Source organism: Pseudomonas sp. MDT1-16 (genome assembly GCF_054898115.1).
Genome location: NZ_CM142717.1, coordinates 5189450 through 5202895 on the forward strand (window position 1 = coordinate 5189450; position 13446 = coordinate 5202895).

General features: G+C 59.2%; 15 protein-coding genes and 1 pseudogene. 3 read left to right on the forward strand and 13 right to left on the reverse strand.

Annotation, left to right across the window (positions count from 1 at the left end):
- Positions 1 to 41 precede the first annotated feature (41 nt).
- The 8 genes from ACYZT3_RS23915 to ffh form a co-directional block, all read right to left on the reverse strand.
- Positions 42 to 1346, reverse strand: a complete 1305-nt coding sequence (locus ACYZT3_RS23915; protein ID WP_282377044.1) for a homoserine dehydrogenase — start codon at positions 1344 to 1346, stop codon at positions 42 to 44.
- A gap of 134 nt (positions 1347 to 1480) precedes the next feature.
- A complete protein-coding gene (gene dsbC / locus ACYZT3_RS23920; protein ID WP_462030894.1) occupies positions 1481 to 2212 on the reverse strand; it encodes a bifunctional protein-disulfide isomerase/oxidoreductase DsbC in 732 nt (243 codons plus the stop codon).
- A gap of 301 nt (positions 2213 to 2513) precedes the next feature.
- Positions 2514 to 3410: a site-specific tyrosine recombinase XerD gene (xerD, locus tag ACYZT3_RS23925; RefSeq protein ID WP_462030895.1), complete on the reverse strand. Its 897-nt coding sequence runs from the start codon at positions 3408 to 3410 to the stop codon at positions 2514 to 2516.
- Between the two features lie 99 nt (positions 3411 to 3509).
- Entirely contained in the window at positions 3510 to 3860 is a 351-nt protein-coding gene (rplS, locus tag ACYZT3_RS23930; RefSeq protein ID WP_063322826.1) for a 50S ribosomal protein L19, read from the reverse strand.
- Between the two features lie 45 nt (positions 3861 to 3905).
- Positions 3906 to 4679, reverse strand: a complete 774-nt coding sequence (gene trmD, locus ACYZT3_RS23935) for a tRNA (guanosine(37)-N1)-methyltransferase TrmD (protein WP_282377051.1) — start codon at positions 4677 to 4679, stop codon at positions 3906 to 3908.
- Complete coding sequence (gene rimM, locus ACYZT3_RS23940) at positions 4661 to 5200, reverse strand: ribosome maturation factor RimM (protein ID WP_282377052.1); 540 nt, start codon at positions 5198 to 5200, stop codon at positions 4661 to 4663. The genes trmD and rimM overlap by 19 nt, the downstream gene beginning before the upstream one ends.
- A 5-nt stretch (positions 5201 to 5205) precedes the next feature.
- Positions 5206 to 5457, reverse strand: coding sequence for a 30S ribosomal protein S16 (rpsP, locus tag ACYZT3_RS23945; protein ID WP_007944872.1), 252 nt, complete (start codon positions 5455 to 5457; stop codon positions 5206 to 5208).
- 250 nt (positions 5458 to 5707) lie between these two features.
- Complete coding sequence (gene ffh, locus ACYZT3_RS23950) at positions 5708 to 7084, reverse strand: signal recognition particle protein (protein ID WP_282377053.1); 1377 nt, start codon at positions 7082 to 7084, stop codon at positions 5708 to 5710.
- A 210-nt stretch (positions 7085 to 7294) separates the two neighbouring features.
- Between ffh and ACYZT3_RS23955 the strand changes: the two genes are divergently transcribed.
- The 3 genes and pseudogenes from ACYZT3_RS23955 to ACYZT3_RS23965 all read left to right on the forward strand — a co-directional run.
- Entirely contained in the window at positions 7295 to 8107 is an 813-nt protein-coding gene (locus ACYZT3_RS23955; protein WP_462030896.1) for a cytochrome C assembly family protein, read from the forward strand.
- Between the two features lie 12 nt (positions 8108 to 8119).
- Positions 8120 to 9355: a transporter associated domain-containing protein gene (locus tag ACYZT3_RS23960; RefSeq protein ID WP_282377056.1), complete on the forward strand. Its 1236-nt coding sequence runs from the start codon at positions 8120 to 8122 to the stop codon at positions 9353 to 9355.
- 139 nt (positions 9356 to 9494) lie between these two features.
- A pseudogene (locus ACYZT3_RS23965) lies at positions 9495 to 9927 on the forward strand (MFS transporter); the annotation flags it as partial.
- 127 nt (positions 9928 to 10054) lie between these two features.
- Here the strand turns inward: ACYZT3_RS23965 and purT are convergent.
- The 5 genes from purT to ACYZT3_RS23990 form a co-directional block, all read right to left on the reverse strand.
- The gene (gene purT / locus ACYZT3_RS23970) at positions 10055 to 11236 is read right to left on the reverse strand and encodes a formate-dependent phosphoribosylglycinamide formyltransferase (protein ID WP_282377057.1); all 1182 of its coding nucleotides are present in this window, start codon (positions 11234 to 11236) and stop codon (positions 10055 to 10057) included.
- Between the two features lie 95 nt (positions 11237 to 11331).
- Positions 11332 to 11799: a 7-cyano-7-deazaguanine/7-aminomethyl-7-deazaguanine transporter gene (locus ACYZT3_RS23975; protein ID WP_282377058.1), complete on the reverse strand. Its 468-nt coding sequence runs from the start codon at positions 11797 to 11799 to the stop codon at positions 11332 to 11334.
- 205 nt (positions 11800 to 12004) lie between these two features.
- Complete coding sequence (locus ACYZT3_RS23980; protein WP_282382523.1) at positions 12005 to 12220, reverse strand: DUF1289 domain-containing protein; 216 nt, start codon at positions 12218 to 12220, stop codon at positions 12005 to 12007.
- Positions 12217 to 12741 (reverse strand): gamma carbonic anhydrase family protein, encoded by a 525-nt coding sequence (locus ACYZT3_RS23985; protein WP_007954617.1) that lies wholly within the window; start codon positions 12739 to 12741, stop codon positions 12217 to 12219. Before ACYZT3_RS23985 ends, ACYZT3_RS23980 begins: the two co-directional genes overlap by 4 nt.
- A gap of 67 nt (positions 12742 to 12808) precedes the next feature.
- On the reverse strand, positions 12809 to 13408 hold the full coding sequence (locus ACYZT3_RS23990) for a CoA pyrophosphatase (RefSeq protein WP_282382524.1): 600 nt from the start codon (positions 13406 to 13408) through the stop codon (positions 12809 to 12811).
- Between the last annotated feature and the right edge of the window lie 38 nt (positions 13409 to 13446).

Sequence of the window (13446 nt, forward strand, 5' to 3'; positions counted from 1 at the left end):
CAAACCCGGGCCCGCGCGCGGGCCCAGTGAACGATAACGGCTTAGTTCAGGTGCTCGACGCGGATCCGTACGACCGGACCGACCACGCCCGTCAAGGCTTCCAGAGCGGCGATCGCGTCATTCATGTGCTGTTCCAGCACACGGTGGGTCAGCAGGATCATCGGCACCAGGCCGTCGTGCTCTTCGACTTCCTTCTGCATGATCGATTCGATGTTGATGCCGCGCTCCGACAGGATGCTCGCGACCTGGGCCAACACGCCCGGATGGTCCTTGGCCTGGATGCGCAGGTAATAGGCGCTTTCGCAGGCTTCGATCGGCAGGATCGGGTGGGCCGACAGCGAATCTGGCTGGAAGGCCAGGTGCGGCACGCGGTTTTCCGGGTCGGACGTCATGGCGCGAACCACGTCCACCAGGTCGGCGATGACCGACGAAGCGGTCGGCTCCATACCGGCGCCGGCGCCGTAGAACAGGGTCGAACCGGCGGCATCACCGTTGACCATCACCGCGTTCATCACGCCATTGACGTTGGCAATCAGGCGATCGGCAGGGATCAGCGTCGGATGCACACGCAACTCGATACCGGCAGGCGTGCTGCGAGCCACACCGAGGTGCTTGATGCGATAGCCCAGCGCTTCGGCGTAGTTCACGTCAGCGGTGGTCAGTTTGGTGATGCCTTCGGTGTAGGCCTTGTCGAATTGCAGCGGAATACCGAATGCGATGGACGCCAGGATCGTCAGCTTGTGAGCCGCGTCGATGCCTTCAACGTCGAAGGTCGGATCGGCTTCGGCGTAACCCAGGGCTTGCGCCTCGGCGAGTACGTCTTCGAAGGTCCGGCCCTTTTCGCGCATTTCGGTGAGGATGAAGTTGCCGGTGCCGTTGATGATCCCGGCGACCCAGTTGATACGGTTGGCGGACAAGCCTTCACGGATCGCCTTGATCACCGGAATACCACCGGCCACGGCGGCTTCGAACGCAACGATCACGCCCTTCTCGCGGGCCTTGGCGAAAATTTCGTTACCGTGAACGGCGATCAACGCCTTGTTCGCGGTTACCACATGTTTTCCGTTCTCGATCGCTTTGAGTACCAGCTCACGGGCAACGGTGTAGCCGCCCACCAGCTCTATGACGATGTCGATCTCAGGGTTCGTGGCCACTTCGAAGACATCGTTGGTAATCGCAATACCGGTCGTCTGGAACTGAGGCTTTGGCGTGCGCATGGCGATTTGTGCCACTTCGATTCCACGCCCGGCACGACGAGCAATTTCCTCGGCGTTGCGCTGAAGTACGTTGAAGGTACCGCCACCGACGGTCCCTAACCCACAGATGCCTACTTTGACCGGTTTCACTGTGAACTCCCCATAAAACGGCCGACTCAAGGCCGGCCGTGAAAACAACCGCATGCTCGCGGTTCTCTATTGATGGCCCGGTGAATGTTACCGCCGGACCATGATCGTCAATGGCTGACCGTGACGATGCAAATTTATTTCGCGTCCAGCGCCAGTTTGGCGACTTGTGGCGCAGGCTGGTAGCCCGGAATGACTTGGCCATCAGCCAAAACGATGGCCGGTGTGCCGTTCACGCCGATCGACTGACCGAGGGCGAACTGTTTGGAAACCGGGTTATCGCATTTGGCGGCCTTGATTTCCTTGCCGTCGACCATTTTGTCCATGGCGGCTTTTTTGTCTTTCGAGCACCAGACTGCTTGCAGCTGTTCATCACCCGGCGAGCCCAGGCCCTGGCGCGGGAACGCGACGTAACGCACTTCGATGCCGCGCTTGTTCAGCTCAGGCACTTCGGCATGCAACTTGTGGCAGTACGGGCAGGTGGTGTCGGTGAACACGGTGATGTGCGACTTGGTTTCGCCGATTGCCGGGTAAACCACGGTTTCCGCGACAGGGATTGCGTTGACCAGTTTGGAAACGCCCAGGCGTTCGGTCTTCTCGGTCAGGTTGACCGGTTTGCCGTCCTTGAGCTGGAACAGGTAACCCTGAACCACGTACTGGCCATCGGCGCTGGCGTAGAGCACGCGGCTGCCCTTGAGTTTGACTTCGTACAGGCCTGGCAGCGGGCTGGCGGTGATGGTTTCTACTGGCACCTCGAGCTGGAGGTTTTCCAGGCTTTTACGAATGGCTTTGTCGGCCGCGTCATCGGCGACGGCAAAGGTGCTGACCAACGCAATGGCTGCGGCGGCGAAAATATGGGTCAGACGCATGAGAACTCCTGAAGGCGGACAAATGGGACGATCAGAACGCCCGTGCCGAAACACCGGGTCATAACCGCCCATCGTGCAAACCGGCAAAGCCTACCACATAAGGCCCCTGTGGCCGAATGCGCCAGACAAGACACCTTACTTCCGGTGTACGACGCTTGGGTAGCAGCTGGCGAAGCCTGCGTTCGGCTGCGAAGCAGTCGTGAAACAAGGCACTGCAGTGTTTCAGTTGAACCGTGAACTCAGGATTTACGTCTGCTTCGCAGCCGAACGCAGGCTTCGCCAGCTGCTACACAGTTCTGCACTAACCGCGCGGGTGATGTTTGGCGTGCAGATCCTGCAAGCGTGCGCGGGCGACGTGTGTATAGATCTGCGTGGTCGACAGATCGCTGTGGCCGAGTAGCATTTGCACCACCCGCAGGTCGGCTCCGTGGTTGAGCAGGTGCGTGGCGAAGGCATGACGCAGGGTATGCGGCGACAGCGACTTGCCGATCCCGGCGACCTTGGCCTGGTGCTTGATGCGATGCCAGAAGGTCTGCCGAGTCATCTGCTCGCCGCGCTGGCTGGGGAACATGACATCGCTGGGACGCCCGCCGAGCAATTCCTGGCGGCCATCGCGCAGGTAACGCTCGACCCAGACAATCGCCTCCTCGCCCATCGGCACCAGCCGCTCCTTGCTGCCCTTGCCCATCACTCGCAGCACGCCTTGGCGCAGATTGACCTGCTCCAGTGTCAGACTGATCAGCTCAGTCACACGCAAGCCGCAGGCGTAAAGCACTTCGAGCATGGCGCGATCTCGCTGACCGATGGCTTCGCTCAGGTCCGGGGCGCTTAACAAAGCCTCGACATCCGCTTCCGACAGGGATTTGGGCAATGGCCTGCCGAGCTGTGGCATATCGACGCGCAACGTCGGATCGACGGCGATCAGCTTTTCCCGCAGCAAATAGCGATAAAAGCCACGCACACCGGAGAGAAATCGCGCCGTCGAGCGGGGCTTGTAGTTTTGCTCCAGGCGCCAGGCCAGGTGATCGAGGATCAACTCACGGCCGGCGTTGATCAACTCCAGCCCCTTCTCCTGCAGCCAGCCGTTGAACAAGGCCAGGTCGCTGCGATAGGCATCGCGGGTGTTATCGGAAAGACCTTTCTCCAGCCACAGCGCGTCGAGAAATTGGTCTATCAAAGGATGATCGATGGCGGGCATAAAGGCTCAGGCAAGACCGGCAGTACGGCCAAGGAAGATAAATCGCAGGCAACAAAAAAGCAGCCCGTAGGCTGCTTTTTTCTGCATCGGAAGCTGGACTTAAGCCAGTTTTTCCTTGATGCGAGCTGCTTTACCGGACAGGTCACGCAGGTAGTACAGCTTGGCTTTACGTACGTCACCGCGACGTTTAACGGCCATGCTGTCGATTTGCGGGCTGTAGGTCTGGAAAGTACGCTCTACGCCAACACCGTTGGAGATTTTACGAACGGTGAAAGCACTGTTTACGCCGCGGTTACGCTTGGCGATAACAACACCTTCGAACGCTTGCAGACGCGAACGGTCGCCTTCCTTCACTTTCACCTGAACGACAACAGTGTCGCCCGGGGCAAAGGTAGGGATCTCTTTGGTCATCTGCTCTGCTTCGAGTGCAAGGATGATTTTGTTAGTCATGCTGTGCTCCTAAGGTAGATCGTCGGATCTACCATCGATACGTTGTTAACTATCGTCCCGCTCGCGGATGTATTCCTCGAGCAGCTTCTTCTCTTCTCCAGAAAGCGAGCGGCTTTCCAGAAGATCGGCGCGTCGTTCAAAGGTCCTACCAAGGGACTGCTGTAAACGCCAACGCCGGATATGCGCGTGATTGCCACTTAGCAATACGTCGGGAACACGCTGATCCGCATACACCTCCGGTCGGGTGTAGTGCGGGCAATCCAGCAAACCATCCGTAAAGGAATCTTCCTCGGCGGAGTCCGCATGCCCTAAAGCTCCAGGCAGCAGTCGTGTAACCGCATCGATCAGGACCATCGCCGGCAGCTCGCCGCCAGACAGTACATAGTCGCCAATCGACCACTCTTCATCGACATGAGCTTCAATAAAACGCTCGTCAATGCCTTCATAGCGGCCGGCAATCAGGATCAATGCATCCGAATTCGCCAACTCGCGTACCGCCGACTGAGTCAGTTGACGGCCTTGGGGGGACAGGTAAATGACCTTCGCCGCCTCCCCGGCTGCTGCCTTGGCCTGAACCAACGCATCTTCCAGGGGCTTGATCTTCATCACCATGCCCGGACCACCGCCAAATGGGCGATCATCCACAGTGTGATGTCGATCCGTCGTGTAGTCTCGCGGATTCCAACAGGTGAGCTGCAAGAGCCCCTGTTTCACCGCACGACTGGTGATGCCGTACTCGCTGATGGCGGAGAACATCTCGGGAAACAAACTGATCACTTCTACGCGCAAATTAGCCACGCTTAGAAGTCCGCATCCCATTCCACCTTCATCTCGCCCGCGGCAAGGTCGACTACCAACACGCATTGCTCCGTATAGGGCAACAGGCGTTCGCGATCGTCCAGGCTGCCAGCGCAAGGCTTGACCACCATGACATCGTTCGAGCCAGTCTCTAGCAGGTGATCGATTTTCCCGAGTAGTTGCCCGAGTTGGTCGATGACCTTGAGACCTTCCAGCTGGTACCAGTAGTACTCGCCGTCGGTCAGATCTGGAAACAGGTTACGCGGCACGCAGATCTCATAACCGGCCAGAAGACGAGCTTCTTCACGATCATCGAGACCCTTGAGCTTTGTGACCAGAAACTTGCCGTTATGAACACGGCCGCTGACCAGCTCTACCTGCCGTACAACGCCTTCACGCTTGAGCGTCCAGGTTTTGTAGTCCAACAGGTTTCCAATTGGATCAGTAAAGGAAAAGACCTTCACTTCGCCGCGAACACCGTGAATCGAATAGATTTTACCGATAACGATCAAATCATCAGCAATGGCTGGCGTCGCGTTCATATTGCTCAGGCCGCAGCCTTAGCAGCGTCCTTCAACAACTGAGCAACACGCTCAGAAGGTTGTGCACCAACGCTCAGCCAGTAGGCTACGCGCTCTTGGTTCACGGACAGACGAACTTCTTGACCACGAGCAACAGGGTTGAAGAAACCAACCTGTTCCTTGTGCGAACCGTCGCGCGGGTTGCGGCTGTCGGTTACGGTCAAGTGGTAAAACGGGCGCTTTTTGGAGCCGCCAAGGGCAAGACGGATTGTTAGCATGTGAACATCGTTCCTGTAGTCGGTGCTGCAAATCTAAAGGCACAGCGGGCATAGGTGCCCGAAAGGCCGCATATTCTAAGGAATATCCGGACTTTTGCAAATGTCTTTTTCCGGCGGCCTATCGGTCGCCATCAAGATTTGCTATAGAGCCGTCGTTGAAAACGGCCAGTCAGCTCCCGCCAAGTGCGGGTTTGCTGGAGATCCCACTTCCATGTGGGGTTGCGCCGACATGACTGTCGGCGCGAATTCTTTACATTTTCGGCATACCGCCGCCGGGCAACATACCGCCCATGCCGCGCATCATTTTGGCCATTCCGCCTTTCGCGGAGAATTTCTTCATCATCTTCTGCATCTGCTTGTGCTGCTTGATCAAGCGACCGATGTCCTGCACCTGGGTGCCGGACCCCATGGCGATCCGGCGTTTGCGCGAACCGCTGATCAGCTCAGGGTCGCGGCGTTCGGCCGGGGTCATGGAATTGATGATGGCTTCCATCTGCTTGAATTGTTTCTCTGCCGCGCCCTGGGCGTTGCCCATCTGCGCCAGGTTCATACCACCGATGTTCGGCAGTTTGTCCATGAGGCCGCCGAGGCCGCCCATGTTTTTCATCTGTTGCAGTTGATCGCGGAAGTCCTCGAGGTCGAAGCCCTTGCCCTTCTTCAGCTTCTTGGCCAGTTTGTCGGCCTTGTCCTTGTCGAGGGTCTGTTCGGCCTGCTCGATCAGGCTGAGCACGTCGCCCATGCCGAGGATGCGCGAAGCAATACGCTCTGGGTGGAACGGCTCGAGCGCGTCGCTCTTCTCACCCATACCAATGAACTTGATCGGCTTGCCGGTGATGGCGCGGACCGACAGCGCAGCACCGCCACGGGCGTCGCCGTCGACCTTGGTCAGAATCACGCCGGTCAGCGGCAGTGCATCGCCGAAGGCCTTAGCCGTATTGGCGGCGTCCTGACCAGTCATGGCGTCGACCACGAACAGCGTTTCGACCGGGTTGATCGCAGCGTGCAGCGCCTTGATCTCGCCCATCATCTCTTCGTCGATGTGCAGACGACCGGCGGTATCGACGATGACGACGTCGATGAATTTCAGTTTTGCTTCTTTAATAGCCGCTTGCGCGATGTCGACTGGCTTCTGGCTCAGGTCGGACGGGAAGAAGGTTACGCCGACTTCACCCGCGAGCATTTCCAGCTGTTTGATCGCTGCCGGACGGTAAACGTCCGCAGACACAACCATGACCGACTTCTTCTTGCGCTCTTTGAGGAAGCGCGCGAGTTTGCCGGCGGTGGTGGTTTTACCCGCGCCCTGCAAACCGGCCATCAGCACGACGGCTGGCGGAACGGCGCTCAGGTTCAGGTCTTCGTTGGCCGCGCCCATCAGGCTTTCGAGTTCGGCCTGGACGATTTTCACGAAGGCCTGGCCCGGCGTCAGGCTGCGCGACACCTCGGTGCCGACGGCGCGCTCCTTGACCGAATTGACAAAGTCTTTCACCACCGGCAAGGCGACGTCAGCTTCGAGCAACGCCATGCGCACTTCACGCAGGGTGTCTTTGATGTTGTCCTCGGTCAGCTTGGCCTTGCCGGTGACATGGCGCAGCGTCTGCGAGAGACGGTCGGTTAAGTTTTCAAACATTGCGCGATCCTTTCAGGCCCTGTGTAGACCGGGATAATGGCGGCCCAGACCGGAATAAACATGTGCTCGGCGAGCCTGCGGCGTGGGCAGGTCGCGGATTATAGCGAAGACTGCGCCTGGCGGACACCTCGTCGTCAGGTTGCATGGTCTTTCGTGCTGCGGGGGTTCTATGCCAAACTCAGCGCCTTTCGGGCTTGCCTAACAGGATTTATGCTCCCCTTGTCACCCAGTTTGCTAACTACCCTCGCCGCCGCCTGCTTGTATGCCGCTGCGACCCTCTATCAGAGCACTCGTCTGGCCATCGGCGCCAAGGCGAACAAGCGCCTGTTGGTCACGCTCGGCGTGCTTGCCGTGCTGGCTCACAGCGCCAGCCTGTTCACCCACCTGCTGACACCGATCGGCCTGGGCCTGGATTTTTTCAGCGCCGCCAGCCTGATTGCCGCCGCGGTGATTGCCCTGACGCTGCTGGCCTGCTCGCGGATCCCGGTGGAGAACCTGCTTATATTGCTGTTCCCGCTCGGTGCCGCCACCGTGCTGCTCGCGCAGTTCGCCCCCGCCGGCACGGTGCAGATCATCGACGAAGAACCGGGCATCCTCGCCCACATCCTGCTGTCGATCCTCGCCTACGGCATGTTCACCATCGCGGTGTTCCAGGCGTTACTGCTGCTGGTTCAAGACCATCAGCTCAAGCACAAGCATCCGTCCGGCCTGATCAAGAACTTCCCGCCGCTGCAAACCATGGAAAGCCTGCTGTTCGGCTTCCTCTGGGCCGGCTGGACCCTGCTCTCGCTGTCGCTGATCTCCGGCTGGCTGTTCGTCGACAACCTGTTCGCCCAGCACCTGGTGCACAAAACCTTGCTGGCGTGCCTCGCCTGGATCGTATTCAGCGTGCTGCTCTGGGGCCGTAACCGCCTCGGCTGGCGCGGACACAAGGCCATTCGCTGGACCCTCGCCGGTTTCTGCCTGCTGATGCTGGCGTATTTCGGCAGTAAGCTGGTTCGTGAATACATCCTGCATATCTGACGGGCGGCATTAATGGACGACTTGCCCATAGGGCCGATGCTCGCGGTAGTGGCCCTGCTGATTTTATGGTCGGGGCTGTTTACCGCCATCGAAGTTGCACAACAGCAGTTGCTCGCCCAGCGGACCGCTTCGCGTTCGAACGACAAGCCGGTGGCAAAGCTAAGCTTTGCGCTCAATAGCCTGATCCTCTGCAACACCCTGTGCCGCGCATTGGTTGTGGTCATCAGCACATTGCTGGCGATTTTCGCCTGGGCGGAAAACGGTCCATGGGTGGCCTGCCTCGGGGCTGGCGCCGTGCTTCTGGTGTTCGCCGACTACCTGCCGCGCACCCTCGCCGCTCGCTATCCGGACGCCGTCCTGACCTTGGGCAACACCTTGCTTGGCGCGCCACTGAAAATCGTCTATCCCGCCGCCTGGCTGCTCAATGGCATCAGCCAGTTGCTGGTGCGACCGTTCGCCCGCAAAGTCAAAGTGGTGCAGCAGAGCGAAGACGAGGCACCGAACGATCGGCACAACGATCACGAGCACGCCGTGTGCCGCCCGCACCCGCTGTCAGGTATCCATGCGCTGGACAACATCACGGTCAACGACATTCTGGTGCCACGCAGTGACGTCGAGGGGATCAACCTGGACGACTCCCTCTCAGACATCATCGAGCAACTGCGCAAAAACAAACGCACACGCCTGCCGGTGTTCCACAGCGACATCAACCAGGTCGAAGCGGTGCTCAACACCCGGCAGATCCGTCACTTATTGCACGATTCCAGCCTGACCATGGAAGCGCTCTTGGCGGCCAGCCACGACCCCTACTTCGTACCGGAAAGCACCCCGCTGCAGCTGCAACTGTTGAATTTCCACAAACAACAGCGACGCCTGGGCATGGTGGTCGACGAGTACGGCGAAGTGCTGGGCATCGTGACCCTGGAGGACATTCTCGAAGAAATCGTCGGCGAGTTCGAAAGCCAGCACAGCCTGGATAACCCGCACATCCATCCGCAAGCGGATGGCCGCCTGGTAATCGAAGGTGCAGCGTCGATTCGCGAACTGAACAAGAGCCTCGGCTGGCACCTGCCCAGCGATGGTCCGAAAACCCTCAACGGATTGGTGACCGAGGCGTTGGAGACGATTCCAGAAAGTGCGGTATGCCTGAAGATCGGGCGTTATCGCCTGGAGATTCTGGAGACGGAAGACAATCGCGTCAGCCGGGTTTTGATCTGGCATATCAGTTCGGTTCCCGCCGCTATCTAAAGCCCGACACGTGCCGTGTGGCGAGCCGCTTACCCAAGCCCCGCCATACCCAAGTGCTACCCGCACTCTGCGTTAAACCCACATCCCTGGGTGTTCGACCATAATAATTCGCTCCACTGGGGCACATGACTGTCAGGGATCCGCTGCCACCCCGCTGTCGGCCTGGGCCAGCGATCGTTTCGGGCGCAAACCGGTGCTGATCATCGGTGGCGTGCTGGCGATTTTGTCCGGATTCCTGATGGAACCGCTGCTGACCCAAGGTTCAACCTGGGGCGTGGCGCTGTTCCTGTGCATCGAGCTGTTTCTGATGGGCGTGACGTCTGCACCAATGGGCGCACTGCTGCCGGAGCTGTTCCCAACTCACGTGCGTGATACCGGTGCGTCGGCGGCCTACAATCTGGGCGGCATTGTCGGCGCCTCAGCGGCACCGTTCTTCGCACAGAAGCTGGTGGCGATGGGGGGGGGGGTTGAGTTATGTCGATGGGTATGTGTCGGGGGCGGCGGTGCTGAGTTTGATTGCTGTGCTGTGCCTGAAGGAAACGCGAAATAACGATTTGAATCGGGTTGCCTGATAGAAAAAGCTTCGCGGGCAAGCCTCGCTCCTACGGTCCCAGGTCGAATACATGCTTATGGATTGACCTAATCCTGTAGGAGCGAGCGGTGCGGCGATCCGACTTGCCCGCGAAGGGTGCGCCTCGGTTACAGCTCTACAACAACTGCTTGGGATGCACGGGTCGCTTTAGCACGAGCCGCTTCAATCGACTCATCCCGCGCCAACGCCACACCCATCCGACGCTGACCATTCACCTCAGGCTTGCCGAACAGACGCAACGCCGTGTCCGGCTCGCTCAACGCGGCCCCCAGATTGGCGAAAGCTGTCTGAGTCGACTGCCCTTCCACCAGAATGACCGCCGAAGCCGAAGGCCCGAACTGACGGATCAACGGAATCGGCAAGCCTAGAATCGCCCGCGCGTGCAGCGCGAACTGCGACAGGTCCTGGGAAATCAACGTCACCAAACCCGTATCATGTGGACGCGGCGAGACTTCACTGAACCAGACTTGATCACCTTTGATGAACAGCTCAACACCAAACAGACCACGGCCACCCAGGGCTTCAGTGACGGCTTTGGCAACGCGCTCGGATTCGGCCAGGGCAATCGGGCTCATGGCTTGTGGCTGCCAGGATTCCTGATAGTCGCCCTTCTCCTGACGGTGACCGACTGGCGCGCAGAACGTTGTGCCACCGACGTGACGCACGGTCAACAGGGTGATTTCGTAGTCGAAATCGATAAAGCCTTCGACGATCACGCGGCCTTTACCGGCGCGGCCGCCTTCTTGCGCGTAATCCCAAGCGGTTTTCACGTCATCGGCACTGCGCAGCAGGCTCTGGCCTTTGCCCGACGAACTCATGACCGGCTTGACCACGCAAGGGAAGCCCAGGTTCTGGACGGCCTTGCTGTAATCTTCGAAGGTGTCGGCGAAGTGGTACGGCGAGGTCGGCAGGTCCAGCTCTTCAGCAGCCAGGCGACGGATGCCTTCGCGGTTCATGGTCAACTGCGCGGCGCGAGCGGTCGGGATCACGGTGAAGCCTTCGGCTTCCAGTTCCACGAGGGTCGCGGTGGCAATGGCTTCGATTTCCGGCACGATGAAGTGCGGCTTTTCGGCCTCGATCACCGCACGCAGGGCGGCGCCGTCGAGCATGTTGATCACATGGCTGCGATGGGCGACCTGCATGGCCGGCGCATTGGCATAGCGATCCACGGCAATCACTTCAACGCCCAGGCGTTGCAGCTCGATCACCACTTCCTTGCCCAACTCGCCACAGCCACACAGCAATACGCGGGTCGCGGTTGGCGACAATGGAGTTCCGATACGGGTCATCTCAGGTCCTCAGAAGCGGATCATCGAGGGTCGCGCCTGGCGCGCTTCCCATGGGGAGAAAGCGCGGCATTTTACATGAACCGAGGGGTTTGGCTTCAGCTGGCGACGGCCTGTTTGCGCAAGCGCCAGGCCATGATCAGCCACACGGCCGTGACGCCCGCGAACTTCGAGCCCATGGCGGTGAGGATCACGCCTGGGGTGAACGCATCGATCATGCCGAAAAAGATGAATGTATCGAGGGGAATACTCAGCGCCGAACTTATCCACAGGCGATCGTGCAAGGGACGCTTGGTAATGCTGAACACCAGCCAGTCGATGCACTCGGACACCGCGAAGGCCGTGGCGCTGGCCAGCGCGATGGACGGATCGGACGTCACGTAGGACAGTACCAGCGCCGCCAGCATCGCCGCGATCGCGCCATGGCCAAAACGGGTTTGCACCATGTCGCGCAAAACGAACACCAAACCACCCCAGGCCGACCAGATGATGTCCAGTTGTGGAGCGGTGGAAAAGGCGTAGTTGATCAGCACGACGCTGCTGATGTAAGCGATCAGGAAGAGCATGGGGTGGCGGGATACCTGTCAATTTTGGCGTGCAGGGTACTTCAGTCATACACAAGCACCAAACCCAACGCGAATCCTGTAGCAGCTGGCGAAGCCTGCGTTCGGCTGCGCAGCAGTCGTGAATCCTGAGTCCACGGCTTACCTGAAAGAACCGGTCGACTGATTTCACGACTGCTACGCAGCCGAACGCAGGCTTCGCCAGCTGCTACAGGTTGGGAGTTTTGCCGATCATCCAGAGCAGACCACTCGATTTGGCCCGCTCATGACACAACCCCAACACCTTGCGCCGCTCCTCGTTGTCCATCCGGCTCCAGCACGTGATCTCTTCCACCGTGCGCTGACACCCGGTGCAAACATCATCCTCGTCCAGCGCGCAGATATTCACGCAGGGCGATCGAACCGGGCGTTCGGGGGTGTTCATTCTTCCTGCTCAACCAGATCGCGGGCATAACGTTGCGAGTTATGCACATAGTGAGCAGCGCTGGCCTCCAGCATTTTTTTCTGCGGCTCGGTCAGTTCGCGCACCACTTTGCCCGGCGAGCCCATGACCAGCGAACCGTCTGGAATCTCCTTGCCCTCACCGATCAGCGAGTTGGCGCCAATGATGCAGTTCTTGCCGATTTTCGCGCCGTTGAGGATCACCGCGTTAATGCCGATCAAGCTGTAATCGCCCACCGTACAACCATGAAGCATGGCGTTATGGCCGATGGTCACGCCGGTGCCGATGGTCAGCGGGTAACCCATGTCGGTGTGCATCACCGTGCCGTCCTGAACGTTGCTGTTCTTGCCGATCAGGATCAGTTCATTGTCGCCTCGCAGCACGGCGTTGAACCAGACGTTGGCGCCCTCTTCCAATTTGACCTTGCCCACCAGCACGGCATTGGGTGCGACCCAGCTCTGCGGATGGGTTTCGACGCGGGCGTCGCCCAGGCGATATTTCATCTTATTGTCCTCAAGGCCAGGCAGGCTCACTTGAAAAAGCAGGGTTCAGGCCATACGAGCGATGGCTTCAGGTGTCGATAAAAGTATTGGGCGGCTGATGCAGGCTGATTTTGGTGTCATAGAGCAGGTTGATCAACTCGACGATCATAATCGCCGTGAGGCCCCAGATTTTGTACTCGCCATAGCGATAGCTCGGCACGTACCAACTGCGGCCCTGGTAATCGATGCGATGGGTGTGTTCGCGCGGATCCTTGCGGAAGAACTCCAGCGGTACGCTGAAGACTGCGGCAATCTCGGCGTCGTTGGCCTGGTACTCGACAAAGTCCGGAATCACACCGACATAGGGGGTGACCTTGATGCCGTGCAGGGAGATCAACGGGCTCAGCGGGCCGATCACTTCGACCAGCCCCGGCGGCAGGCCAATTTCTTCTTGGGCCTCACGTAGCGCAGTGAAAATCAGGTCAGGGTCTTCAGGGTCACGTCGACCACCGGGAAAGGCCACTTCACCGCCATGGGTCGAGAGCCCGCTGGCGCGCAGGGTCAGAACCAGTTCAGGTTCGTCACTGCGGGTGATGGGCACTAATACCGCGGCTTCGGGGAAACGTCGGTCGGTTTCCAGGGTTAGCGGCGTGTGGTTGCTTACCCGGTGAAGTAGCTCGTCCAGCATGAGTCTTCTCGATTTGTTCTCTACTTTGCATCATGCAC

What these genes read in the sequence shown, in the direction of transcription:
- dsbC (WP_462030894.1), bottom strand. Translation starts at nt 2,212, where the DNA reads ATGCGTCTGACCCATATTTTCGCCGCCGCAGCCATTGCGTTGGTCAGC.
- xerD (WP_462030895.1), bottom strand. Translation starts at nt 3,410, where the DNA reads ATGCCCGCCATCGATCATCCTTTGATAGACCAATTTCTCGACGCGCTG.
- rplS (WP_063322826.1), bottom strand. Translation starts at nt 3,860, where the DNA reads ATGACTAACAAAATCATCCTTGCACTCGAAGCAGAGCAGATGACCAAA.
- trmD (WP_282377051.1), bottom strand. Translation starts at nt 4,679, where the DNA reads ATGGGATGCGGACTTCTAAGCGTGGCTAATTTGCGCGTAGAAGTGATC.
- rimM (WP_282377052.1), bottom strand. Translation starts at nt 5,200, where the DNA reads ATGAACGCGACGCCAGCCATTGCTGATGATTTGATCGTTATCGGTAAA.
- rpsP (WP_007944872.1), bottom strand. Translation starts at nt 5,457, where the DNA reads ATGCTAACAATCCGTCTTGCCCTTGGCGGCTCCAAAAAGCGCCCGTTT.
- ffh (WP_282377053.1), bottom strand. Translation starts at nt 7,084, where the DNA reads ATGTTTGAAAACTTAACCGACCGTCTCTCGCAGACGCTGCGCCATGTC.
- ACYZT3_RS23955 (WP_462030896.1), top strand. Translation starts at nt 7,295, where the DNA reads ATGCTCCCCTTGTCACCCAGTTTGCTAACTACCCTCGCCGCCGCCTGC.
- ACYZT3_RS23960 (WP_282377056.1), top strand. Translation starts at nt 8,120, where the DNA reads ATGGACGACTTGCCCATAGGGCCGATGCTCGCGGTAGTGGCCCTGCTG.
- purT (WP_282377057.1), bottom strand. Translation starts at nt 11,236, where the DNA reads ATGACCCGTATCGGAACTCCATTGTCGCCAACCGCGACCCGCGTATTG.
- ACYZT3_RS23975 (WP_282377058.1), bottom strand. Translation starts at nt 11,799, where the DNA reads ATGCTCTTCCTGATCGCTTACATCAGCAGCGTCGTGCTGATCAACTAC.
- ACYZT3_RS23980 (WP_282382523.1), bottom strand. Translation starts at nt 12,220, where the DNA reads ATGAACACCCCCGAACGCCCGGTTCGATCGCCCTGCGTGAATATCTGC.
- ACYZT3_RS23985 (WP_007954617.1), bottom strand. Translation starts at nt 12,741, where the DNA reads ATGAAATATCGCCTGGGCGACGCCCGCGTCGAAACCCATCCGCAGAGC.
- ACYZT3_RS23990 (WP_282382524.1), bottom strand. Translation starts at nt 13,408, where the DNA reads ATGCTGGACGAGCTACTTCACCGGGTAAGCAACCACACGCCGCTAACC.